Origin of the sequence: Plantactinospora sp. BB1 (assembly GCF_003030385.1) — a bacterium.
Lineage (GTDB): Bacteria > Actinomycetota > Actinomycetes > Mycobacteriales > Micromonosporaceae > Plantactinospora.
Map to the genome: position 1 here is coordinate 381,461 of NZ_CP028159.1, position 25,833 is coordinate 407,293.

8 protein-coding genes are annotated in these 25,833 nt (G+C 74.7%); 3 read left to right on the forward strand and 5 right to left on the reverse strand.

What is annotated here, in order from left to right; genetic code table 11:
* Nucleotides 1–246: 246 nt before the first annotated feature.
* The 3 genes from C6W10_RS01580 to C6W10_RS01595 form a co-directional block, all read right to left on the reverse strand.
* The gene (locus C6W10_RS01580) at nt 247–489 is read right to left on the reverse strand and encodes an MbtH family protein (protein ID WP_107256014.1); all 243 of its coding nucleotides are present in this window, start codon (nt 487–489) and stop codon (nt 247–249) included.
* Nucleotides 486–17,828: a non-ribosomal peptide synthetase gene (locus C6W10_RS01585; RefSeq protein WP_199853831.1), complete on the reverse strand. Its 17,343-nt coding sequence runs from the start codon at nt 17,826–17,828 to the stop codon at nt 486–488. Before C6W10_RS01585 ends, C6W10_RS01580 begins: the two co-directional genes overlap by 4 nt.
* 72 nt (nt 17,829–17,900) lie before the next feature.
* Entirely contained in the window at nt 17,901–18,926 is a 1,026-nt protein-coding gene (locus C6W10_RS01595; RefSeq protein ID WP_107256015.1) for an iron-siderophore ABC transporter substrate-binding protein, read from the reverse strand.
* A gap of 310 nt (nt 18,927–19,236) precedes the next feature.
* Here C6W10_RS01595 and C6W10_RS01600 point away from each other — a divergent pair, with 310 nt between their 5' ends.
* The 3 genes from C6W10_RS01600 to C6W10_RS01610 are packed head-to-tail and all read left to right on the forward strand — an operon-like array spanning nt 19,237 to nt 22,259.
* On the forward strand, nt 19,237–20,307 hold the full coding sequence (locus C6W10_RS01600; protein ID WP_369937662.1) for a FecCD family ABC transporter permease: 1,071 nt from the start codon (nt 19,237–19,239) through the stop codon (nt 20,305–20,307).
* A gap of 4 nt (nt 20,308–20,311) precedes the next feature.
* Nucleotides 20,312–21,376, forward strand: coding sequence for an iron chelate uptake ABC transporter family permease subunit (locus C6W10_RS01605; RefSeq protein WP_107256016.1), 1,065 nt, complete (start codon nt 20,312–20,314; stop codon nt 21,374–21,376).
* 19 nt (nt 21,377–21,395) lie between these two features.
* The gene (locus C6W10_RS01610; RefSeq protein WP_369931407.1) at nt 21,396–22,259 is read left to right on the forward strand and encodes an ABC transporter ATP-binding protein; all 864 of its coding nucleotides are present in this window, start codon (nt 21,396–21,398) and stop codon (nt 22,257–22,259) included.
* A 70-nt stretch (nt 22,260–22,329) separates the two neighbouring features.
* Here the strand turns inward: C6W10_RS01610 and C6W10_RS01615 are convergent, their stop codons facing one another.
* Together C6W10_RS01615 and C6W10_RS01620 are read right to left on the reverse strand one after the other, a co-directional pair.
* On the reverse strand, nt 22,330–24,501 hold the full coding sequence (locus C6W10_RS01615; protein ID WP_107256018.1) for a hypothetical protein: 2,172 nt from the start codon (nt 24,499–24,501) through the stop codon (nt 22,330–22,332).
* Nucleotides 24,498–25,787, reverse strand: coding sequence for an ABC transporter substrate-binding protein (locus C6W10_RS01620; RefSeq protein WP_107256019.1), 1,290 nt, complete (start codon nt 25,785–25,787; stop codon nt 24,498–24,500). Before C6W10_RS01620 ends, C6W10_RS01615 begins: the two co-directional genes overlap by 4 nt.
* Between the last annotated feature and the right edge of the window lie 46 nt (nt 25,788–25,833).

The window sequence follows — 25,833 nt, forward strand, 5'->3', positions numbered from 1 at the left end:
GGGCACGGAGAACAAGGGTGCCCCGACTGCGCGTTGCCGAGCCTGCGCACAGCGCTGCGGGTCGACTCGGCCCGGCCGACTCGGGTCGGCCGGGCCGGATCGGAGGACCTGGCCCGGGCCGGGGCGCTCGGGAGACCGGGTGCACAGGCGAGGCAGCTCGACAGTCCCTCGCGCAACAACCACCCCGCCCCCGGAAGGGCGGGTGCGCAAGCGAGGCAGCTCGACAGTGTCAGCAGTGACTGGGGGTCAGCTACCCGGCTCGGCCGTGGCAGCGGCCATCCGCTCCCGCAGGCTGCGGGGACGCAGATCCGTCCAGTGCTCCTCCACGTACGCCAGGCAGGCGTCCCGGGACTGCGGGCCATCCGCGCCGAACACCACCGTCCAGCCGGCCGGTACGTCCACGAAGGACGGCCAGAGCGAGTGCTGCCCCTCGTCGTTGACGAGCACGAGGTACTGCCCGTCCGGGTCCTCGAACGGATTGGTGGTCATGAGTCGATCCTCTCAGGACGTCCGGCGGTGACGCCGTCGGACTGGGTGGGCGAGGGTGGCGCCTGGTCGGCGGCGTCGGGTCCGAGCGCCGGGAACGCGCCGGATCCGAGTGCCGAGGGCGCGCCGGATCCGAGCGCCGAGAGTGGCAGTCCGGGTCGGGCGAGGGCCGAGGCGAGCAGCCCGAGCAGCTCGTCGGTGAGCCGGCGCGCGGTCGCCGGGTCGAAGAGCTCGACCGCATAGTCCAGTTCGCCCTGCACCGGACCGTCGCCGAGCGGCTCGTAGAAGCTGACCGTCAGCTCGGCCCGGGTCGTGCCGGTCGGCACCGGCTCGAACCGCAGCGCCGCAGCACCGTCCGGACCGTCCAACCCGGCCTCCTCGTGGTGCACCAGCAGCACCTGCGGCAGCGCCACGCCCGCCGGCAGGACGCGACGGACCGCGTCGAACGGGACGTCCTGGCGGTCGAAGGCGCTCAGGTCCGCCTCGCGGATCCGGCCGAGCAGTTCGGTGAAGGTCGGATCGCCGCCGGTGTCGGTGCGCAGCACCAGCGGGTTGACGAAGCAGCCGACCAGGTCGCCGAGGGCCGCCTCGGTCCGACCGGCGACCAGGGTGCCGATCGGGACGTCCGGGCCCGCGCCGATCCGGTGCAGCAGCGCGGCCAGGGCGGCCTGGAACACCATGAACATGCTGGTCCCGGTCTGCCGGGCCAGCTCGTCGACGGCCCGGTGCGACGCCGCGTCGAGCACGAACTCGACCCGGCCGCCGCGCCCGGAGAGCGCCGTCGGTCGCGGCCGGTCGGTCGGCAGCGCCAGCCGATCGGGTACGCCGGACAGCGCTCCCCGCCACCATTCGAGTTGCCGGGCGTGCCGGCTGCCGGGGTCAGCCGGATCGCCGAGCAGGGTACCCGCCCAGCGGGCATAGTCCGGATAGCCGACCGGCAGGGGCGCCCACTCCGGCGCCCGACCGGCGACCCGGGCCGCGTACGCGGTGCCGAGGTCCCGGGCCAGCGGCACCACCGACCACTCGTCCACGCCGAGATAGTGCATGGTCAGCAGCAGTACCCGATCGCCACCCGGACCGGTCAGCAACCGGGCCCGCAGCGGCGGCTCCCGGGTCGGGTCCACCCCGTCGCCGACCAGCTCGGTGATCAGGTCGTCGAGCGGCGCCCCGCTCTCCGGCAGCACCTCCAGCAGTGCGCGGTCGCCCACCGGCACCGGCACCGGCTCGCCGGCCGCACCCGCCGCCAGCGCGGTACGCAGCGGCTCGTGCCGTCGCACCAGGTCGGCGAGCGCCGCCTCCAGTGCCGGTACGTCCAGCCGCGCCGCGTCGCCCGCCGCGTCGCCCGGCGCGTCACCCGGTCCGCTGCCCGCGCGGACCACCAGGGCGAGGTCCCAGCCCGTCCGGCCGGACGCCTGCCGCTCGGCTCCCGCCCGGTGCAGGTCCCACCAGATCCGTTGCACCGGAGCCGCGACCGGCGTGGCCGTGCCCTCTGCCCGGCGCAGCGCCGGACGTTGCGCCACGGCCCCGGCGAGCCGGTCCGCCAGCCCGGCCACCGTGGGCGCCTCGAAGATGTCCCGGACCGCCAGGTCGACGCCGAGCGCCGCGCGGATCCGGCCGAGCAGCCGCATCGCCGCCATCGAGTGCCCGCCGAGGGCGAAGAAGTTGTCCGAGATCCCGACCTTCGGCAGCCGGAGTACCTCGGCGACCAGTTCGGCCACGGTCTGCTCTGCCGGGCTGACCGGCGCGTCGTCGCCGGTCAGCGCCGCCCAGTCCGGCGCCGGCAGGGCACGCCGGTCCAGTTTGCCGTTGGCGGTCAGCGGCAGCGGACCGTCGAGGACCAGCACGGCGGACGGCACCATGTAGTCGGGGAGCGCCTCGGCGGCGTGCGCGCGTACCTCGGCGGGGTCGAGCGGTCCGGCGGCCGGCACGACGTACCCGGCGAGGCGGGTCAGGTCGGCGTCGCGGTGCACCACCACCGCCGCCTGGCGTACCCCCGGGTGTCGGGCGAGTACCGCCTCGACCTCGCCCAGCTCGATCCGGAATCCCCGGATCTTCACCTGGTCGTCGACCCGGCCGAGGAAGTCCAGGATGCCGTCGGTCCGCCAGCGCGCCCGGTCACCGGTGCGGTACATCCTGGCCCCGGCCGGGCCGTACGGGTCGGCGACGAAGCGCTCGGACGTCAGCCCGGGACGGCCCAGGTAGCCCCGGGCCAGCCCTCGGCCGCCGACGTACAGCTCGCCGGCCACCCCGGGCGGTACCGGCCGGAGCCGCTCGTCCAGCACGTACGCCCGGGTGTTCGGGTCGGGCTGGCCGATCGGTACCGCGGCGGACCAGTCCGACTCGGCCCGCCAGAGGGTGGAGTTGACCGTCGCCTCGGTCAGCCCGTACGCGGCGAAGAGCCGCAGTCGCCGTGCCCACCGCCCGATCACGTCCGGCGGCACCGTCTCGGTACCGACCAGCACGACCAGTCCGGCCGGCAGTTGGCAGTCCGGCGGCAGTGCGGAGACCAGGGAGGGCGGCAGGATCGCGTGGCTGACCCGCTCCCGCTCCAGCAGGTCCACCAGGGGTCGGCCGGGCGCCCGGGTCTCGTCCGGGGCGATCACCAGCCGGCCACCGACCCCGAGCGCCATGGCCAGCTCGAAGACGAAGACGTCGAAGCCGGTCGAGGCGAACTGGAGTACCCGGGAGGAGGCGTCCACCCCCATCCGGTCGACGGCGGTCGCAACCAGGCTGCCGAGCCCCTCGTGCGACACCACCACGCCCTTGGGCCGGCCGGTGCTGCCCGAGGTGTAGATGACGTACGCGCAGTGGTCCAGTCCGGCCGGCACCACCGGCCCGGTCCCGGCCGGGTCGACGGGCGTCACCGGTACCGGCTCCGGCTGGAGCGGCTCGACCAGCAGCCGGTGCACCCCGGGCAGCTCCGGCAGCCGCTCGGCGGCCTCCGGCGTCGTCACCACGATCCGGGCACCGGAGTCCTCGACCATGTATCCCAGCCGCTCGGCCGGGTGGCCGAGGTCCAGGGGCAGGAACGCGGCGCCGAGCCGGAGCACCCCGAGCACCACCGCCACGGTCTCCGCCGAGCGGGGTACCGCCACTCCGACCACGGTCTCCGGGCCGACCCCGTACCCGGCGAGCAGTCGGGCCATCCGGGCCGCCTCGGCGTCCAGTTGGGCGTACGACAGGGTCCGCTGCCGGTCGACCACGGCGACCGCCTCCGGGGTCTGCGCCACCCGCCCGGCGAACATGGCCGGCAGGGTCTCCTCCGGCACGGTCCGGCCGGTGGCGTTGAAGTCGCGCAGCACCCGGTCCCGCTCGTCGCCGACGAAGACGTCGATCCGGCCCAGCGGCGCGTCGGGGTCGGCGACGACCGCCCGGGCCAGCCGGAGCAGCCGCTCGCCGAGCAGCGCCACCGTCTCCCGGTCGAACAGGTCGGTCCGGTACTTCAGCAGGCAGCTCAGCGCCCCGTCACCGACGCCGTCCCGCTCGTCGACGGGCCCGGCGCCGTCCGGCTCGCCGACGGCCTCGGCGAAGTCGAAGACCAGGTCGAACTTTGCCGCCGGGGTGTCGACCGGCTCGTCGGTGACGGTCAGTCCGGCGAGACCGCTCCACTCGGCGCTCCGGTTGCGGTGCACCACCATCACCTGGAAGAGCGGGTTCCGGGAGACCGAACGGGCCGGGTTGACCGCCTCGACCACGGCCTCGAACGGCACGTCCTGGGCGGAGAAGGCGGCCAGGTCGGTCTGGCGTACCCGGGCCAGCAGCTCGGTGAAGGTCGGCTCGCCGGAGAGATCGGTCCGGAGTACCAGGGTGTTGACGAAGAAGCCGACCAGGTCGTCGAGGGCGGCGTCGTCCCGCCCCGCGATCGGCGCGCCGAGCGGGATGTCGGTGCCGGCACCGAGCCGGTGCAGCAGGGCCGCGACCAGCGCGTGCGCCACCATGAAGAGGCTGGTGCCGGTGCCGGAGGCGAGCCGGCGCAGCCCCGCGCCGACCTCGGCGGGCAGCGGCACGGAGAGTTCGGCCCCGGCCGGGTCCGGGCGTCCCGAGCGGGCCCGGTCGGTGGGCAGCACCAGCTCCTCGGGCGCGCCGGCCAATGCGGTACGCCAGTGGTCGAGCTGCCGGGCGGCCAGGCTCCCCGGGTCCGCCGGGTCGCCGAGGAGCCGGCGCTGCCACAGGGTGTAGTCGGCGTACTGGACCGGCAGCGGTGCCCAGTCCGGCGCCCGTCCCGCCCGCCGGGCCGCGTACGCGGTGCCGAGGTCGCGCAGGAACGGCCCGTCCGACCACTCGTCGGTGGCGACGTGGTGCAACACCAGCACCAGGACGTGCTCGGGTGCCCCACCCGGGGAGGGGTCGACCGCGACGAGGGTGGCGCGCAGCGGCGGTTCGGTGGTCAGGTCGAAGGGGCGGCGTACCGCCTCCCGGACGATCCCGGCCACCTCGGCCGGAGTGGCGTCGACCGTCTCCAGCACCGGCCGGGCGTCGTCCGCCGGCAACACCCGCTGGTACGGCCGGCCGTCCCGTTCGCCGAGCAGGGTACGCAGCGTCTCGTGCCGGCCGGTCAGGTCGGCCAGCGCGGCACGTAGCGCCGCGACGTCGAGCGCCCCGCGCAGCCGTACCGCGATCGGGAAGTTGTAGGCCGCCGACTCCGGGGCGAGCTGCTGGATCATCCAGAGCCGCTGCTGCGCGAAGGAGAGCGGCAGCACGGCGGGGCGCTCGGCCGGGAGCAGCGGGATCCGGCCGGCGCCGGGCTCGGCGGCGTCGGTCCGGGCCGCGTCGTCGCGGGCCGCCGTGTCGATCCGGGCGGCCAGTTCGGCGACGGTCGGCGCCTCGAAGAGGTCCCGGATCGCCAGCTCGGCCCCGAGCACCACCCGGGCCCGGCTGACCAGCCGGATCGCCAGCAGGGAGTGGCCGCCGAGATCGAAGAAGTTCTCCTCGACGCCGATCCGCGGCACCCCGAGCAGGTCGGCGAAGAGGTCCCGCAGGGCCTCCTCGGTGGGGGTGGCCGGCGGACGGGAGGCCGCACCGGCCCGGACCGTCGGGGCGGGCAGCGCCGCCACGTCGAGCTTGCCGTTCACGGTCAGCGGCAACCGGTCCAGCGGTACCAGCGCGGCCGGCACCATGTAGTCCGGCAGCCGCCGCTTCAGCTCCGCCCGGACGTCGGCCAGTACGGTGTCGTCGTCCGACTCCGCCCACGCGGCGGCCCGGACGAGATAGCCGGCGAGCCGGCGTACCCCGGGAACGGTGCTGGCGTCGACCACCACGGCGGCGTGCGCGACCAGCGGATGTTCGGCGAGCGCGCTCTCGACCTCGCCCAGCTCGATCCGGTACCCCCGGATCTTCACCTGGTCGTCGGTGCGCCCGAGGAAGTCCAGGTTCCCGTCCGGCCGGCGCCGGACCAGGTCACCGGTCCGGTACATCCGCTCCCCCGGCGCACCGTACGGGTCGGCGACGAACCGCTGCGCGGTCAGCCCGAGCCGCCGGTGGTAGCCCCGGGCCAGCCCGATCCCGCCGATGTACAGCTCACCGGGGGCACCGGGCGGCACGAGCCGCAGGTACGCGTCGAGCACGTACGCCCGGGTGTTCCAGATCGCCCGCCCGACGGTCGGGGTGGCGCTCTCCCCGGTCCCGCCGCCCAGGGTGTTGATGGTGTACTCGGTCGGCCCGTAGAGGTTGTAGCCGGCGGTACCCTCGGTGTCCCGCAACCGATTCCAGACCGCCTCGGAGACCGCCTCGCCGCCGAGCAGCACCAGCACCGGCCGGTGCCGCGCGATCTCCTCGGCCGGCTCGGACCGGTCGAGTAGCCCCTCCTCGATCAGGTGGTGCGCGTAGCTCGGGGTGACGTTGACGACGTCGATCCGGTGCCGGTCACAGTAGGCGACCAGCGCCTGGGCGTCCCGGCGCAGCTCCTCGTCGCAGACGTGCACCTCGTGCCCCTCGACCAGCCAGAGCAGCTCCTCCCAGGACATGTCGAAGGCGAACGAGACGGTGTGCGCGATCCGCAGCCGCCGCCCACCGGCCGCCGCCACCGTCGGGTCGAAGATCGCCTCCCGGTGGTTGAGCTGCATGTTCGTCAACCCGCGGTACGGCGTCACCACCCCCTTCGGCCGCCCGGTGGAGCCGGAGGTGTAGATCAGGTACGCCGGGTGCTCCAGCCGGGCCGGATCGGTCCGGGCGAATCCGGCCGGGAGTTCGGCGTCGGTGAGCGCGGCACCGGAGAGTTCGGCCAGCTCGGCCAGTACCGCCGGGTCGTCCAGCGGCACCGTCGGGGTGTCGGTCGCCGGCAGCCCGGACCGGACCGGGGTGACCGTCAGCAGGCACATCGGCGCGGTGTCGGCGAGCACGAAGGCGAGTCGTTCGGCCGGATGGTCCAGCTCCAGCGGCAGGTACGCGGCTCCGCTGCGCAGTACCGCGAAGAGCGCGACCACCATCTCGATCGAGCGGGGCAGCGCCAGCGCGACCACCCGCTCGGGGCCGGCGCCCCGGGCGACCAGCAGCCGGGCCAGCCGGTTGACCCGGGCGTCGAACTCGGCGTACGTCAGGGTGCGGCCGGCGAAGACGAGCGCGACCTCGTCCGGGGTCCGGGCGGCCTGCTCGGCGAGCAGGTCGGCGACGGACTCGGTGCCGATCGGGTGCCGGGTGGCGGTCCACTCCTCGGCCAGTTCGGCCCGTTCCGCCCCGGTGAGCAGGTCGAGTCGGCCGACCGGCAGCTCCGGCTCGGCGACCAGCCGGGCCAGCAGTGCGACGAACCGGTCCAGCAGGCTCCGGGCCACCGGGCCGGGTACGACGTCCGGGCGGTGGTCCAGCGCCACCCGGAGCCGCTGCGCCGGGGTGACCACCAGGGTCAGCGGATAGTGCGTGGCGTCCACCCCGTCGACGGCGGCGATCCCGTGCCGGTCCCGCAGCCGGGCCGACTCGCCCTCGTCGACGAAGTTCTGCAACACGTAGAGCGTGTCGAAGAGCCGGGCGTGCCCGCTGGCCCGCTGCACCGCGCCGAGCCCGAGGTGGTCGTGCGGCATCAGTTCGATCCGCTGCTCCCCCAGCCGGCGCAGCAGGCGCAGTACCGGTTCGCCGGGTTCGGCGGTGACGCGTACCGGCACGGTGTTCAGGAAGAGCCCGATGACGTTCTCCACGTGCGGTACGTCCGCGTGCCGGCCGGCGACGGTCATCCCGAAGACCACGTCGGTGCGGCCGAGGTGACCGCCGAGGACCAGTCCCCAGGCGGCGGTGAGCACGGTGTTCAGGGTCAGCCCGTGCCGGCGGGCCAGCCCGCGCAGCCGGTCGCCGAGCGCGGTCGGCAGCTCGGCCCGGACCCGGTCCGGGACGACCGGGGTCAGGCTCGCCTCCGGGGCGACCAGGGTCGGCTCGGCGAGCCCGGTGAGCGCGTCCCGCCAGGCTTGAGCGGCCAGCTCGGTGTCCTGGCCGGCCAGCCATTCCAGGTGGTCGCGGTAGGTGCCGGCCGGCGGCAGGTCCCGGTCGTCGCCGTCGCGCTCGTAGAGGGTGAAGAGCTGCTCGACGAAGAGTTCCTCGGACCAGCCGTCCCAGAGCACCAGGTGGTGGCTGACGACCAGCCGGTCCCGGTCGTCGCCGAGCCGGAGCAGCAGCAGCCGGCACAGCGGCGGCCGGGTCAGGTCGAAGCGGGTACGCCGGTCCTCGGCCATCAGCTCGGCCATCCGGGCCCGCTGGGTCTGCGGGTCGAGGTCGGTCAGGTCCACCTCGGTCACCGGCAGTTCGGGGGCCACCGCGACGAACTGCACCGGCTGGCTCAGCCCGACGCTCGCGAACCCGGCCCGCATCCCGGGGTTGCGGGCCAGCAGCGCGGCGCCGGCCCGGCGCAGCCGGTCGGAGTCCAGCCGGTACCCGAGGTCGAAGGCGTCCTGTGCGGTGTAGACGTCCAGCGCCGAGGTGTCGTAACTGGCGTGGAAGTAGAGGCCCTCCTGCAACGGCGAGAGCGGCCAGATCTCCGCCACCGGTACCGGGCTGCTCCGGACGACCCGGTCGATCTCGTCGGGGCCGAGCGACAGCCCGGCCGCGATCACGGGCCGCTGCTCCGCCCGGTCCGGACGAGTGCCGGCGGGCGGCTGGGCCACGGCGCTGGCGGGCGGCTGGGTCACGGTGCTGGCGGGCGGCTGGGTCACGGTGCTGGCGGACGGCTGGGTCACGGTGCTGGCGGATGGCTGGGCCACGGCGTCGGTGAGGGTGCGCAGCGCGTCGAGCCACTCGGCGGCCAACCCGGTCACCTCGGGTTCGTCGAGCACGCCGTCCGGCCAGGTCCAGGTCGCGGTCAGCACCGGCCCGGCCGGGGTCTCGGTGGCGACCGCGTCGACCTGGAGCAGGTGGGACAGGTCCAATCCGCCGTTGACCACGCTGATCGCGTCGGACTCGGCGGCCGGCGTCCAGGGCAGGTCGGTGCCGCCGGGGAACCGGCCGTAGTAGTGGAAGAGCAGCTGGGCCGAGGAGAGGCCGGCCAGGATCGGCGCCGCCTGCGCGTTCAGGTATCGCAGCAGCCCGTGGCCGAGGCCGCCGTCCGGTACGGCCCGGATCCGCTCGCCGACCGTACGCAGCAGCTCGACCGGGTCGGTGCCGGCCGGCAGGCGTACCGGCTGGACGCTGGTGAGCCAGCCGACCGTGCGGGAGAGGTCGAGGTCCGGCTCGATCTCCTCCCGGCCGTGCCGTTCGAGGTCGACCAGCAGGTCGGCTCCGCCGTCACGGCCGTGACGGTGCTGCCACCGGGTCACCGCGAGCCGCAGCGCCGCGAGCAGTACCCCGGTGACCTCGCCACCGACCGCCGCCGGTACGGCGGTGAGCAGCGGCAGCGTCTGCGCCGGGTCGAGGCGTACGACGTGCTGGCGGGCCGGTCCCGCCGTCGGCCGGGGCTGTCCCGGCAGCAGTTCCGCGCCCGGGGCGAGCGTCTCGACCCAGTGCGGCAGTTCGGCCAGCCGCTCGGGGCGGCCCGCGTGCTCGCCGAGCACCCGGGCGTAGCGCCGCAGCGAGGTGCCGACCGGGGCGAGCCGGGGCGGCTGCCCGGCCCGGACCGAGGCCCAGGCGGTGGCGAGGTCCGCCAGGAGGATCCGCCAGGAGACGCCGTCGACCACCAGGTGGTGGGCGGCCAGCAGCAGCCGGCCGGGCCGGTCGCCGGAGTCGAACCAGACCGCCTGGAGCATGCTCCCCTCGTCCGGGGCGAGCCGGTCGGTGGCGGCGGCGGACTCGGCGGTCAGCACGGCGCGCAGCCCGGCCTCGTCCAGCCCGGCGACGTCGACCCGGCGTACCAGGTCGGCCGCTCGGACGGTGCCGACCGGAGTCGTCTGGAGCGACCAGAGCACCGAGGCGATCCGGCGCAGCCGCAGCCGCAGGCCGGCGTGCCGGTCCAGCACCGCCTGGAGTACGGCGGCCAGGGATCCGAGGTCCAGTTCGGCCGGTACCACCAGCAGGGTGCTCAGGGTGAACCGGTCGATCGGCAGGCCGGTCTCCCGGAGCCAGTGCACGATCGGCAGCAGCGGTACCTCACCCAGCTCGTCCGGGTCCACATCGGTTCCGGCGGTGGCGGCGACCGGAGCCGGGAGCGTCGCCGTCGGGGTGTCGGCCGGGGCGAGGGCGGCGTCGCCACCGCCGGCCTCGGCCAGCGCCCGTGGGGTCCGGTGCCGGAAGACGTCGCGCGGGGCGACCGCCAGCCCGTGCCGGCGGGCCCGGCTGGAGACCGCGATGGAGAGGATGCTGTCACCGCCGAGGGCGAAGAAGTCCCCGTCGGCGCCGACCTCGGGCAGGCCGAGCACCTCGGCGAAGACCTCCCGGAGCAGCCGTTCGGCCGTACCGCCCCCGGCCGGCGTTGCCGAGAAATCTACAAGGGACGCTCCGGCCGGCGCCGGTGTGGCGGCGGGGGCCGGCGGGCCGGTGTCCTGCGGTGCGGGCAGGGCGGCCCGGTCGAGCTTGCCGCTGGGGGTCAGCGGCAGCGTGTCGAGCAGCACGAACCGGTTCGGCACCATCGACTCGGGCAGCCCGGCCCGGGCCGCCGCGCGGACCGTCTCGACGTCGAGCCGGCGCCCGGCGACCGGCACCAGGTAGCCGACCAGACCGGTCCGGCCCCGACCGTCGACCCGGGCGGCGGCGACCGCCTGCGCCACCCCCGGCGCGGCCCGGAGCACCGTCTCCACCTCGCCGAGGTCGACCCGGTGCCCCCGGATCTTGACCTGGTCGTCGCTCCGACCGACGTATTCGAGTACGCCGTCGGTACGCCACCGCACCAGGTCACCGGTGCGGTACATCCGCTGCCCCGCCGGCCCGTACGGGTCGGCGACGAAACGCTGGGCGGTCAGCCCGTACCGGGCGTGGTAGCCGTACCCGAGCTGCGTTCCGGCGACGTACAGCTCGCCGGGTACGCCGGCCGGCACCGGCCGGAGGCAGTCGTCGAGCACGTACAGCCGGGTGTTGGCCACCGGGCGGCCGATCGGCACCGTCCGCTCCGCGCCGCCGTCATTGGCCCACCAGGTGACCTGCACCGCCGTCTCGGTGGGTCCGTAGAAGTTGTCCAGCGCCGTGCCGGTGAGCGCGTGCCAGCGGCGGGCCAGCTCCGGGGCGAGTGCCTCGCCGCCGCAGGAGACCCAGCGCAGGCTGGCCGCCCAGCCGGGGTCGGCGGTCAGCTCGTCGGCGAGCAGGAACGCCTCGACCAGCGAGGGTACGAAGGTGACCGCGGTGACCCGGTGCCGGCGGACCAGCCCGGCCAACCGGCTCGGGTCACCGGCCTCGTCCTCGCCGGGCAGCACCACGGCGGCACCGGCCGAGAGCGGCCAGAAGATCTCCCAGACCGAGGTGTCGAAGCCGGCCGGGGCGAGTTGCAGCATCCGGTCGTCGGTGCCGAGCCCGAACCGCCGCTGTGACCAGGCGAGCTGGCTGACGATCGCCCGGTGGCCGACGAGTACTCCCTTGGGGCGGCCCGTCGATCCCGAGGTGTAGATCAGGTACGCCGGTGCCTCCGGGTCGCCGCCGTCACCGGCCGGGACGACCACGTTCGACGGTCCCTCCGGTTCCACCGTCGCGGAGACCAGCAGCTGCGGCACGTCGGCCGGCCGGGGCAGCCGGGTCAGCACCTCCACAGTGGATACGACGGCCCGGGCGCCGGAGTCGGTGAGGACCACGGAGAGTCGTTCCCGGGGATGCGTCACGTCCAGCGGCAGGTACGCGGCACCCGTCTTCAGCACGCCGAGCAGCGCCACCACCAGCTCGGCCGACCGGGGTACCGCCACCGCGACGATGTCGCCGGCCCGGATGCCCCGGGCGACCAGCCGCCGGGCCAGCGCGTCGGCCCGACGGTCCAGCTCGGCGTAGTCGATCCGCCGTTCGCCGTCGATCAGCGCCACCGCGTCCGGTCTCCGGTGCGCCTGCGCGGCGACCAGGCCGTGCAGGGTCTCCGGCGGCACCGGGAGGACCGGGCCGGCGAGCCGGGTCAGCGCGGTGTCGCGGTCGGCCGACGGCAGCAGGTCGATCCGCCCGACCGGCCGGTCCGGCTCGGCGACGAACGCGCCGAGCACCTCGGCCAGCCCGGTACGGAGCTGGCGTACGGTCGCGGCGTCGATCCGGTCCGGGTCGTACTCCACGGTCAACTCCGGCGACCCGCCGGCCGACGAGACCAGCAGGGTGACCGGATAGTGGGTCGCCTCCCGGAACTCGACCCCGGCCAACTCCAGCCCGCCGGGGTGGCGCGGGATCGTGTCGACCGGATAGTTCTCCAGCACCACCAGGGTGTCGAAGAGTTCGCCGCCGCCGGCCAGCCGCTGGATCGCCGGCAGCCCGAGGTGCTGCGCGTCGAGGAGTTCGGCCTGCTCCCGCTGGAGCCGACCGGCCAGCTCGGCCAGCGGTTCCGCCGGAGTCCAGCGCAGCCGCACCGGCAGGGTGTTGATGAAGAGTCCGACCATCGCCTCGACGCCGTCGAGTTCGGCCGGCCGGCCGGATACCGTACTGCCGAAGACGACGTCGCGCCGGCCGAGGCGCCGGCCGAGCAGCACCGCCCAGGCGGCGTGCAGCACGCTGCCCAGGGTCAGCCCGGCCGCCCGGAGCCGTCCGGCCAGCGCGCCGGCCACCTCCGGCGGCAGCGCCACCCGGACCCGTTCGGGGTGCAACATCCCGTCGAAGCCCTCGTCGGCCTCGGCAGCCAGCCGGGTCGGACCGTCCAGTCCGGAGAGTGCGGCCCGCCAGGCGTTGCCGGCAGCCGCCCGGTCCCGACCGGCCAGCCACTCCAGGTACCGGCGGTACGGGGTGACCGGGGTCAGCCGCTCCGGCTCGCCACCGGGTGCGTACCGGGCGAGCAGGTCCCGCAGGGTCACCCCGGCCGACCAGCCGTCGGTGACGATGTGGTGGTGGGTGAGCAGCAGGCTGTGCCGCTGTTCCGTCCACCGGACCAGTACGCAGCGCAGCAGCGGCGGCCGGGTCAGGTCGAACGGGGCGGCCCGCTCCGCCTCGGCCAGCGCCTCGAACTCGGCCGCCCGCTCCGGTTCGGGGTACCCGGTCAGGTCGACCTCGCGCCACGGCAGCGCGACGCCCTCCGCGACGAGCTGCACCGGCCGTCCGTCGGCGAGCTGCGGGAACGCGGCCCGCAGCGGGGCGTGCCGGTCGAGCACGTCCTGCCCGGCCCGGCGCAGCGCGGTGGCGTCCAGCGGTCCGCGCAGCTCGATCACCTGCTGCACCCGGTACGGGTCCCGCTCCGGGCCGGCGGCGACCGCGTGGAAGTAGAAGCCCTCCTGCAACGGGGTCAGCGGCAGCACGTCGGCGACCGCCGGTACGGCGGCGGCGAGGGCGTCCACCTCCTCCTGCCGCAGGGTCAGCAGCGGGAAGTCGGACGGGCTCGGCCCGCCGGCTCCCGGCCGGGCGGCGTGCCGGACCAGTGCCTCCAGCGCGGCGAACCAGCCCTGCGCCAGCTCGGCAACGTCCTCTTCGGACAGCAGTGCCGCCGGCCAGGCCCAGGTCACGCCGAGCCCGGGCCCGTCCGGCCGATCCTCGGTGAAGGCGTTCACCTCCAGCGTGTACGGCGCCACCGGCATGGCCGCGTCGAAGCCACCGGCGAGCAGGCCGAGCCCGGGCAGCGCGGTCCAGCAGCCGTCCGGCGACGACTCCACGCCGAACCGGCCGAGGTAGTTGAAGCTGATCTGCGGTTGCGGCAGCCCGGCGAGTACGGCGGCGGTCTCGGGGTTGAGGTGCCGCAGCAGCCCGTACCCGAGGCCGTGGTCGGGGATGGCCCGCAACCCCTCCTTGATCCGCTTCAGGGCCCGGCCGGCGTCCTCGCCGCCGGCCAGCGCCTCGTCGAGGTCGATCGGTCCGGTGTCGAGCCGGACGGGGAAGATGCTGGTGAACCAGCCGAGGGTGCGGGACAGGTCGACGCCGTCGGCGAGCTCCTCCTCCCGGCCGTGCCCCTCCAGCGCCACCAGCGCCGGTCCGGGCACACCGGTCCCCCGGCGCCGGCGCCAGTCGGCGAGCGCCAGGGCGAGCGCGGTGAGGAGTACGTCGTTGACCCCGGCGGAGAAGGCCGCCGGAATGCTGGTGAGCAGCGGTGCGGTCTGCTCGGCCGGCAGCCGCAGGGTGAGCCGGCGGACGCTGGCGAGGTCGCCGACCGGATCCAGCGGGCGGTCGGCCAGCGCCGGGTCGTCGCCACGGAGCAGCTCCGTCCAGAGTGGAAGCTCGGCGGTCCGCCGTGCCGACTCGGCGTCGGCGTGCACCAGTTCGGCCCAGCGGCGCAGCGGGGTGCCGACCGGCTCCAACCGGGGCGGCCGGCCGGCCAGCACGTCGGTCCAGGCGGCGGCGAGGTCGGGCAGCAGGATCCGCCAGGAGACGCCGTCGACCACCGCGTGGTGCACCACCACGACCAGCCGGCCGGCCCGGTCCGGGCCCGCGTCCAGCCAGACCGCCTGCACCATCACGCCGGCCTGCGGGTCCAGCCGTGCGCCCGCCTCGTCGGCGGCGGCGGAAAGCCAGTCCCGCAGCGCCTCGTCGGTCAGCCCGGCAACGTCGACCCGGTGCAGCCGGTCCGCCGCCGGCACCGTGCCGGGCGCCGGCACCACCAGCCGGCCCGGACGCTCCGGGGTGGCCCGGTGCAGCCGGGACCGGAGTACGTCGTGCCGGTCCAGCACCGCCTGGAGCGCGGCGGCCAGCCGCTCGACGGTCGCCCCGGCCGGTACCCGGACCGCCAGCCACTGCGCGAACGCGTCGACCGGCCCGCCGCACTCGTCCAGCCAGCGCATGATCGGGGTGAGCGGGAACTCGCCGACCCCGGCCTCGGGGTCGTCCTCGACCTCCCGGGAGAGCGACTCCACCACCGGCGCCAGCTCGGCGACGGTACGGCGCTGGAAGACCTGGCGCGGCGTCACCACCAGCCCCGCCTGGCGGGCCCGGATCACGAGCTGGATCGAGACGATGCTGTCCCCGCCGAGGGCGAAGAAGTCGTCCTCCACCCCCACCTCCGACAGCCCGAGCACCTCGGCGTAGAGGGCGCAGAGCACCTCCTCGCGGGCGTCCCGGGGCCGGGCTCCGGTGCTCGCCGCCGCGAAGTCCGGCGCCGGCAGCGCTGACCGGTCCAGCTTGCCGCTGGGCAGCACCGGCAGCTCGTGCAGCGGGACGAAGGCGGCCGGCACCATGTGGTCGGGCAGCCAACTGCGGGCGTACGTGCGCAGCTCGGCGAGGAGCGCGGTGACGTCCCGGAACGGCGCCGGCCGGTTGGCGTACCGCTGTGGCGGGGCCGGCTCCGCCGGCAGCACGGGCCGGTACGCCGGTCCGGCGGATGGCGTGTCCGGGCGAGTGAAGAGCAGGTCGAGGCGGCCCTCGTCACCGGTACCGGACCAGGTGACCTCGACCCGGTAGCCGTGCCGTCGCGCCAGCTCGTAGACCGCCTCCGGGTCGACGGTCGACCCGGTCCCGCCGGCCGGCCCGGTCTCACCGGTCAGCTCCCGGTACGCGGCGAGGTCGGCGTCCAGCCGGGCGTTCGGCACCCCGGTCACCCGCAGGACGGCCGGGCGCGCCGAGTCGAGCCGCTCGGCCAGCCCGGTCAGCCCGCCGGGACTTTCGTCCCAGGACAGCTCGACGGAATCGTCCACCGTGGACTCCTCCGCGCTGGCGGCGGTGCGCAGCACGACGTCGTACCGGTAGCGGGTGAGTTCGTTGTGCGCGCGGCCGCGCCTGACCCAGAGGTCGGCGCGGGCGATCGCCGGCACCTGCCGGGCCAGCGCCGGGAAGAGGTCGGGGTCGAGCAGCAGCTCGCCCTCCCAGCGCAGGGCCTGCTCGACGGCGGTGAGCGCGGCCCGCCGGCCGTCGGGGTCCGGCCGGCGGCGGCCCGCCTCGATGGCCGCGCGCAGGGTGCGGTGCAGCCGCAGGTTGCGCACGTCGCCGACGAAGACGCTGCCGCCGGGGGCGAGCAGCGCGACGGCCCGGCGGAGCACGTCGACCAGGTAGTCGACGCTCGGGAAATACTGCACCACGGAGTTCAGCACGACGGTGTCGAAGAAGCCGGTCGGCAGTCCGTCGGTGACGTCGGCCGGCTGGGCGCGCAGCTCGACCCGACCGGCCAGCGCCGGCACCGCCGCCACCTGGTCGCGCAGCGCCTCGATCGCCGCCGGGGAGAGGTCGGTGCCCCAGTACGACTCCACCTCCGGCGCCACCTTCGCCAGGAGCAGCCCGCTGCCGACACCGATCTCCAGCACCCGGCGCGGGCGCAGCGCGAGGATCCGTTCCACCGTCCGGTCCCGCCACTGGCGCATCTCGGGCAGCGGGATCGGCAACCCGTCGTAGCTGCTGTTCCAGCCGGTGAAGTTCTCCCCGAACCGCTCTACCCGGCCGGCCGTGTAGAGCAGCTCGTGCAGCCGCTGCCAGTCGTCCACCCGGGCCGACTCGATGTCCCGGTCCGCCGGCCGGTCCAGCGCCGGTACGACGTACGCGGCGAGCCGCTGCTGACCGTCGCGCCCCGGCCGGGCCAGTACGGCGACCTGGCCGACCGCCGGATGCTGGGCGAGTACCGACTCGATCTCGCCCGGCTCGATCCGGTAGCCGCGGATCTTCACCTGGTCGTCGGCGCGGCCGAGGAACTCCAGCCGCCCGTCCGGCAGCCAGCGCACCAGGTCACCGGTGCGGTAGAGCCGCCCGCCGGCCGGCCCGTACGGGTCGGCGACGAAGCGTTGCGCGGTCAGCCCCGGCTGGCCGAGATAGCCCCGGGCCAGCCCGGTGCCGCCGAGGTACAGCTCGCCGGTGGCGCCGACCGGCACCGGCTGGAGGGCGGCGTCCAGCACGTAGCACCGGGTGCCGGGGTCGGGGCGGCCGATCGGCACCACGCCACCGGGCGGGGTGGCCGGGTCGCACTCCCCCAGCGTCGAGTTGACCGTCGCCTCGGTCGGCCCGTACGCGTTGAACATCGGCCGGTCCCGTGCCCACCGGGCGACCAGTTCCGGCGAGACCCGTTCGGTACCGGCCAGCAGGGTCGCCCCGGCCGGCAGGGTCAGTTCCCGGGGCATCGCGGCGAGCAGCGCGGGCGGCAGGATCATGAAGGTCACGCCGTGCCGGTGGGCGTACTCGGTCAGCGCCGGTCCGGGCACCCGGCGCTCGGCCGGTACCACCACCAGCCGGCCGCCGGAGAGCAGCCCGAGGCAGAGGTCCCAGAACGCCACGTCGAAGCTGGGCGAGGCGAACTGGAGTACCCGACTCTGCGGCCCGACGCCGAGCCGGGCGCTCTGGGTGGCGACGAGTTTGGCCACCCCGGCGTGCGAGACGACGACCCCCTTGGGTCGGCCGGTCGACCCGGAGGTGTAGATGACGTAGGCGGCGTTCTCCGGGGCCAGCGCCGGCATCGCCTCGGTCGGGCCGACCTCGACCTGATCGGTCCCGGTCAGCTCGTCGAGCAGCAGCCTCGGCAGTCCCGGGGTCTCCGGCAGCTCGCCGACCAGCTCGGTCGTGCTGACCAGGCAGACCGGCCGGGCGTCGGCGAGCATGAAGCCGATCCGCTCGGCCGGGTAGTCCTGGTCCACCGGCAGGTAGGCGCCGCCGGCCTTGAGCACCGCCACCTCGGCCACGATCATGTCCACCGAGCGGGGCAGGCAGAGCGCGACCACCCGCTCCGGCCCGACTCCCCGGGCCCGCAGCGCCCGGGCCAGCCGGTCGGCCCGGGCGTCGAGTTCGGCGTACGTCAGCTCGACGTCCTCGCAGACCACCGCGACCGCGTCGGGTGCCCGGCGTACCTGGCCGGCGAAGAGTTCCGGCCAGGTCGCCGGGGGTGCCGGCCGGACCGTGGCGTTCCACTCGACGAGAATCCGGTGCCGTTCCGGCGCCGTCGGCCCCACCGTCGTCGGCCCGGCCTCGGCACGGTTCAGGTCACTTGTGGGCACGACGAGGTACCGCCTCTCGCGAGCGGGTGGGAACGGTCCGGAACGAAGGTGGTGTCGGGGATCGACCGGCGGTCAGCCGTCGCCGAGCAGCGGCAGCATCTGGTCCAGCGCGTACGGGACGCTGAGTACGGTGCTGAAGGAGAGCGCGCCACCGATCGGCGGGTTCTCGTAGGGCAGGAAGACCGCCCGGTTCTGCTTCGCCACGTCGAGGGTGGCGTAGACCTTGTCCGCCTTGACCCGGGGTTCGGCGCTGGCGTCCGAGGTGAGGAAGAGCAGCTTGTCGACGTCGACCAGGTCGAGCCGCTCGGAGCCGATCTCGGCGGCGTACTCCTTGCCGGCCGCCTGCACGATGCTCTCCGGCACCGTGAAGCCGAGCTGGGTCATGAAGACCACCTTCGGGTCGCTCGGCGCGAAGACCGCGTACTTGCCGGCCTCGTACGGGTCGACCACCGCGACGGTCTTGCCGGCGAAACCGGGGTGCTCCTGCCGGGCCTTGGCGAACCGGGCGTCGACGTCGGCGATCAGCTTGTCGGCCTGCTCGGGCTTGCCGAGCGCGCGACCGGCCTGCCGGGTCATCTCCTGCCAGGGTGCGGCGTAGTCGGCGAAGCCCTTCGGCTGGGCGACGGTCGGGGCGAGCTGGGAGAGCTTCTGGTACTGCTCCTGGGTCATCCCGGAGTAGAGCCCGATGATCAGATCCGGTCGCAGTGCCGCGATCTTTTCGAGGTTGTAGTCGTCCCGCTCACCGACGATTTCCGGCGGGGTGCTGCCCCAGAGCGGCTGCGCCCACGGCCACTTGCCGTACGGCCGCTCCAGGAACCAGTCGATCGCACCGACCGGCACGACGCCGAGGGCGAGCACCGGGTCCTGGTCGCTGAGGCCGAGCGTGACCACCCGGGTGGGCGCCTTGGTGATCTCGGTGCTGCCGTACTTGTGCTCGACCGTCACCGGGAAGGTGCCGCCGGCGCTCGCGGACGGCGCCGGGTCGGCACCGTCGTCGCCACCACCGCAACCGGCCAGGCCGACCACGAGGACGGCCAGCGCCGCCGTGAGTCGGGCTACCGGCCGTGGACGCTTCGTGCGGGCAGGTGTGGTGGACATCGGCTCCTCTTCGGTCTCTGTCGGGTCCCCGTCGCGCCGTGGGGCGGCCGGGTGGAAATCGGTCTCGGCGAGGCCCGGCGCTCGGCGCGGGCTCGGGAATGGGGTCGCGCGACGCCGGGCGACCTGTTGCCTGACCTCGGGCACGGCACCGTTGGCCGGTTCCGATGACCGTGATAGTAAGGTAATCCTTACCTAACCTCAACAGGCTCGCCGGAACGACCTCCCCATCCATCGAAGCCGTGAACTAAGGTATACCTACCCTAAGAAGCGAAGCCCCCGACACATTCGGCGGAAGAAACCCGAGGACCGCGTGACAACCGACCAGGCAACACCGGTTAGCCGACCCGCGCCCGCCCGGGCGACGGGTCACCGATCCAGACGTCCGGTCGGGCTCTTCCTGGTCGCCACGACCGTCCTGATCGTCCTCTCCCTGCTCTCCGTCGCGGTGGGCAGCCGGCAGATCCCGCTGGACCAGGTGGTGCAGACGCTGCTCGACCGGGCCGGCGCGCGCACCGCCGACCCGCAGATCGAGGCGATCGTCTGGGGCGTACGCCTGCCGCGCACCGTGCTCGGCCTGCTGGTCGGGATGGCACTCGGTCTCTCCGGTGCCCTGATGCAGGGGCTGACCCGCAACCCGCTCGCCGACCCCGGCCTGCTCGGCGTCACCGCCGGTGCCGCGCTCGGCATCGTCCTCGCGATCGCCTGGTTCGGCATCGCCACGCTCTACGGCTACATCTGGTTCGCCTTCGCCGGTGCCCTGCTGGCCAGCGTGGTGGTCTACCTGCTCGGCGGGCTCGGCCGGGGCGGTTCCACCCCGGTCAAGGTGGCGCTGGCCGGCGTGGCCATCACCTTCCTGCTCAACTCGTTGACCAGCGCCGTCGTGCTGCGCGACCCGGACGCGCTCAACCGCTACCGGTTCTGGGCGGCCGGCTCGCTCTCCGGGCCGGATTTCGGCACCATCGGTCAACTGCTGCCGTTCCTGGCCGTCGGCACCGTACTCGCGCTGGCCTCCGCCCCGGCGCTGAACAGCCTCGCCCTCGGCGACGACGTCGCGGCCGCGCTCGGCCGCCGGGTCGGACTGGTACGCCTACAGGGCACCCTCGCGGTGACCCTGCTCGCCGGAGCCGCGGTCGCGGTCGCCGGCTCGATCGTCTTCGTCGGTCTGGTGGTGCCGCACGTGGCCCGGCTGATCACCGGCCCGAACCACCGCTGGCTGCTGCCGTTCACCATGGTGCTCGCGCCGAGCCTGCTGCTGCTGGCCGACATCATCGGTCGGGTCATCGCCCGGCCGAGCGAGGTCGGCGTCGGCATCATCGCCGCCTTCATCGGCGGCCCGTTCTTCATCATGCTGGTCCGGCGCCGCCGGCTCGCGGAGCTCTGACCCGATGACCCTCCTCGACCTGCGCCGCACCGGCGGCCGTACCCCGTTCCGGATCAGCCGGCCACCGGTCTCCGGCGTACTCCGGTGGCGGGTGCTGATCTGCTGCCTCGGGCTCGCCGCCCTGGCGTTCGTGGTCTTCTGCGTCGGCATCGCCACCGGCGACTACCCGGTCAGCCCGCTGCGGGTGGTCCCCGCGCTCTGGGGTTCCGGCGACCCGGGCCAGGTCTTCATCGTCCGGGAGCTGCGGCTGCCCCGGGCGCTGACCGCCGTACTCGCCGGTGCCGCGTTCGCCGTCTCCGGAGCGATCTTCCAGACCATCACCCGCAACCCGCTGGCCAGCCCGGACATGATCGGCATCAACGCCGGTGCCACCACCGCCGTCGTCGCCGCCATCGTGCTCGGCGGCGCCGGGCTGAGCCTGCCGGCGCTGGGCCTGGTCGGCGGGCTGATCACCGCCGCGCTGATCTACCTGCTCGCCTGGCGGCGGGGCGCCACCGGCTACCGCATCGTGCTGGTCGGCATCGCCGTCTCCTGGATGGCCGCCAGCGCCACCGACTACCTGCTGACCCGGGCCCAGCTGGCCGAGGCGCAGGCGGCGCTCGGCTGGCTGGTCGGCAACCTCAGCGGTCGCGGCTGGGAGACGGTCGGCCCGCTCTCCGTCGCCGTACTGGTGCTGCTCCCCGCCGGGATGCTGCTCGGACGGTGGACCCGGACCCTGCACCTCGGCGACGAGGTGGCCCAGGGGCTGGGTACGCCCGTGCAACTGGCCCGGCTCCTCCTGGTGGTCGTCGGCGTCACGATGGTCGCGTTCGCCACCGCCTCCACCGGGCCGGTGCTCTTCGTGGCACTGGCCGCACCACAGATCGCCCAGCGACTGGCGGGGCTCTCCGCGCCGCCACTGCTGGTGTCCGCGCTGACCGGGGCGTTGATGGTCTCGGCCAGCGACCTGGTGGCCCGCTGGATCATCCCGGACGTCGACCTGCCGGTCGGCGTGGTCACCGGGGCGGTCGGCGCGGCGTTCCTGCTCTGGCTGCTCGTCCGGGCCAACCGCGCCGGTTCTGGAGGCTGACGTGACCGTGGATCTGACCATCACCGACACCGTGCTCGACGCCCCGCCGGGCCGCGCCGCCGACCAGCCCGAACTGCGGGCCGAACGGCTGCGCCTGGCGTACGGCGAACGGGTGGTCGTCGACGACCTCGACCTGGTGATACCGGCGGGCCGGATCAGTGTGATCGTCGGCGCCAACGCCTGCGGCAAGTCCACCCTGCTGCGGGCGCTGGCCCGGCTGCTCAACCCGACGGCCGGCAGCGTCCAGCTCGACGGTCGGGCGATCCACTCCCTGCCCACCCGGCAGGTGGCCCGGCAGGTGGGGATCCTGCCGCAGGCGCCGGTCGCGCCGGACGGCCTGACCGTGCTCGACCTGGTGGGCCGGGGCCGCTCGCCACACCAGACCTGGTGGCGGCAGTGGTCGCCGGAGGACGAGCGGGCGGTGACCGAGGCCCTCGCCGCGACCGGCGTCACCGAGCTGGCCGACCGGCCGGTGGACGAACTCTCCGGCGGGCAGCGGCAACGGGCCTGGATCGCGATGGCGGTGGCCCAGCAGACCCCGGTGCTGCTGCTGGACGAGCCGACCACCTTCCTCGACCTGTCGCACCAGATCGACGTCCTCGACCTGGTGGTGGATCTGAACCGGCGGGACGGCCGGACCGTGGTGATGGTGCTGCACGACCTCAACCAGGCGTGCCGGTACGCCGATCACGTGATCGCGATGAAGGGTGGCCGGGTCGTCGCCCAGGGTGCCCCGTCGAGTGTGGTCACCGCCGAGGTGGTCGACGAGGTCTTCGACGTGCGGTGCGAGGTGAGCCTCGACCCGCTGACCGGCACCCCGCTGGTGATCCCGACCAGCCGGCACCACCCCCGTCCGCTGGTACCGGTGGCCGCCGGCGCCTGAGGCGGTCCTCGGTCGACCGGCGACGGGCCTCCGGCGGCCACCCGCCCGGGTCGGCCGCCGGGCGAGCCGGTCAGGGCATCGGGTGCAGCCCCTCGTGCCGGACCGTCCAGCCTCCGTCGTCCGGGAAGCCGGGTGTCGGCCGGCCGCCGTCCGCGTCCGAGCCCCGGGCCATCAGCGCGACGGCGGCGAGCAGCCCACCGTTGCCGGGCAGATAGACCGGCAGCGCGGCCGTCTGCCGATTGTGCCCGTTCGGCAGGTAGCCGTTCTTCGCCTCGGGGCGCAGCAGCGCCTCGACGGCGGTACCCGGCTCGCCCAGCCGGGTCGCGGTCATCGCGATGGCCGGATAGTCCCAGCCCCAGGTCGACGCCCAGTCCCAGTCGGCGAGTACCCCGTGCAGGGTGGCCCGCATGACCTCCGGGTCGACCAGTTCGGTGGGCGGGACGAGGCCGAGCGCGTACAGCATCGAGGGATGGTCGTCCCGCACCGTGTACGGCGGCACGTCCACGGCGGCGTAGACCCCGTCCCGGACGTGCGGCCGGACCAGGTTGGCGGCGACCCGCTCCCAGGACGGCTCCGGCGACAGGCCGAGCCGGGCCCGCCAGCGCTGGGCGATCCGCAGCCCCCAGCACCAGTACGCCAGCTCGAAGGTGGGGTTGGTCAGGCTCTCCCGCAGGTCGGCGTACGACTCCTGGGCCGGGACCAGCGGCGGGCCGAGCTGGTAGCCGCGCTCGCCCCGGACCGGGTGGTCGGCCATGAACGCCGCCGTGTCGAGGACGACGTCGGCGTACCGGCGCAGCGCGGCCTCCGGGTCGGCGGTGGTCCGCCGGACTAGCTCGGCGAGGAAGATCGGATGCGGCTGCTGCCAGAGCAGGAACGGCCCGATCGGGCTCGGACTCTCCCGCCCGTCCGGGCCGACCTGCTTGGGCCAGCGGGCACCGGCACAGCCCTGCCGTCGGGCGGTCTCCCGGGCCCGCGGCAGGATGCCGGCGTACCAGCCGAGGCTGCGTTCCAGCAGGCCGGGCCGGCCCCAGAGCGGGAAGTGCGCCCCGTGCCACCAGTGCATCTCCAGGTGGAACCGGCCGCGCCAGGAGTTCACCATCAGGCCGGTCTCCTGCGGCGGGAGCGTTCCGGCGCAGTGCACCGCGGTCAGGTACTGGGAGAGCACCACCCGCCGTTCCAGTTCGACCGCCCGACCGTCGCGGCTGTCGGCGAGTTCGACCGCGCCGCCGCCGCGCCAGAACTCCGGCCAGTGCCGGACGGATGCGGCGGCCACCTCGGGATAGGACGGCAGCGCGGCGCCGTCCGCCGACCCGGCGCCGGAGACGAACGCGACGACCAGCTCGACGGCGGGCAGCCCGGTGGCGACGACCAGGAACTCGTGCCGGCCGACGTGCAGGATCCGGGCGCCGTCCGGCAGCCCGATCCCGACCGAGTACGCGGTGTCGTCGAGTACCCGGCGCAGCAGCGCCCCGTCCGGCGTCGGGCGCAGGACCGACGAGTGTGCCTCCGGCCGGGACCAGTCCGCGGCGTTGCTCCACTGCGCCGAGCCGTACGGGAAGGCGATCCGGATCGCGAGGCCCTCGGCGAGCAGCGCCGAGGCGACGCGTACGGCGAGGACGTCGCGCTCCGGGTGGCAGACCGTGTCGACCGCCACCGGGGTGCCGTCCAGGCGGAACCGGCTGGTGATGGTGCCGGTCCAGAGGTCGAGCCGCTGGTGCGGGTCGGTCAGCTCGGTCGGCTCCGGCGCCCGGGCGCTGATCCCGGTGCCGGCCGGGCGGGTGGTCCGGACCAGCCCGATCCGGCCCAGGTCGAGCCGGTGCGGATTGCCGCGCAGCCACGACTCGGCGGGCGACTGCGGGGCTTCGGCGGTGCCGGAGAGGGTGCTGCGCATGTCGACGTACTCGATCGGGCCGCGCGGCGTCGGGTAGGCCCGGCGGGTCTCCGCCAGGTCGTACGCCCGCCCGGCCGGCAGGCTGTGCCAGCCCCACTGTGCCTGGGTGCCGAGCAGCGTGCCGGGCGTGCCGCTGCCGCCGGGGTTGCCCACCGGGTAGTGCTCCGGGAAGGTCTGCAATCCGGTGACGTCGACGGTGAAGCAGAACTCGCCGTTGCCGACCGAGAGCGGGGACTCCGGCAGGATGCCGGTCACCTCGACCGCGTGCCGGTCGACGAGGGCCCGCCGGTCGATCCCCGGCCCGCCCCGCTCCGCCCGCCGGCCGTCGTCCCCGCCCCGGTCGGCGGTCACTTGCCGATCGCCGCCTCGACCTGCTTGACGAACTCGTCCGCCGCGTCGGCCGGAGACTTCCGGTCGAAGAGCACCTCGGCGTTGAGCCGTTGCAGGATCAGCCGGGTGTCGGTCGAGCCGGTCGGCCCGATCACCAGCGGCGGGCCCACCTGCGGGGTGACCTTCTCGATGAACTTGGCCTGCGCGGACTGGTCGGCGTTGAGCGCCGGCAGCACCGCCGTCAGCACCTCGGAGTTCGCCGGGATGCCCCGGTCGGTCAGGATGATCTTCCCGGCCTCGGGGCTGTTCACCAGGAAGTCGACGAACTTCGCCGCCTCCTTCGGGTGCTCGGTCCGGGCGTTGACGGTGTAGATCTGCGAGGCCTGCAACCACATCCCGGCCCGGCCGCTCTCCCCCGGTGCCCGCAGCAGCTCCAGCGGCTGCCCGGAGGCCTTGCGCAGCGCGCCGAGCTGGTTGCTCCAGTCGAACTGCATCCCGGCCAGGCCCCGGCCCATCAGCGTCTGCTCCGGGGCCGGCTGGCCCTCCAGTTCGGTGGTGACCGAGGCCGGCGGGGTGGCTCCGGCGTCGCGCAGCCCGGTGGTCATCGTCCACCACTCGGTGATGGTGTTCCGGCTGATCGCGACCTTGCCGTCCGGGGTGTAGAGCCCTTCGCCGCGCTGCCGGGAGTACAGGTCGAACATGTCGGCGGTGCTCGGGTCGGCCACCCCGTAGGTGCCCTTCGGCGACTTCGCCGAGATCTCCCGGGCGATCCGGGTGAAGTCGTCCCAGCTCCAGCTGCTGTCGTCGGGCAGCGGCACGCCCGCCTTGGCGAAGACCGCCGGGTTGACCACCAGCGCGAAGGTGTTGACCCCGGTCGGTACGCCGTACTGCTTCTCCTCGAACCGCCCGTTGCCGAGCGCGGCGGCGTCGATCTTGTCGGTCTTCAGTTCGTTCTTCACCCGGCCCAGGTCGAGCAGTGCGCCCCGGTCGCCGTACTCCCGGGGGTAGGCGCCGCCCAGCGTGATGACGTCCGGCGCGTCGCCGGCCGCGACCTCGGTGGCGAGCTTGTCGAAGTACGCGTTGAAGTCGGACGACGAACCGGTGACCTTGATGTCCGGGTTCTTCGCCTGGAAGGCGTCGATCACCTTCTGGGTGGCCTGGGCCCGGTCGTTGTTCCCCCACCAGGAGAACCGCAACTCCACGGGCCCGCCGTCGCCGCCGGAGTCGCCGCAGGCGGCGACCGAGAGCAGCAGGGCGGCGGAGACGACGGCGGTGCCCAGGCGGGTCCGGATGGATCTGACTCTCATCGGAACTCCTTCGCGAACGGTGGGTGTGACGCGACGGGTGCTTCGG

Excerpts from the sequence above, each read along its gene's own strand:
- C6W10_RS01620 (WP_107256019.1), bottom strand. The coding sequence starts at position 25,787 with ATGAGAGTCAGATCCATCCGGACCCGCCTGGGCACCGCCGTCGTCTCC.
- C6W10_RS01595 (WP_107256015.1), bottom strand. The coding sequence starts at position 18,926 with ATGTCCACCACACCTGCCCGCACGAAGCGTCCACGGCCGGTAGCCCGA.
- C6W10_RS01605 (WP_107256016.1), top strand. The coding sequence starts at position 20,312 with ATGACCCTCCTCGACCTGCGCCGCACCGGCGGCCGTACCCCGTTCCGG.
- C6W10_RS01580 (WP_107256014.1), bottom strand. The coding sequence starts at position 489 with ATGACCACCAATCCGTTCGAGGACCCGGACGGGCAGTACCTCGTGCTC.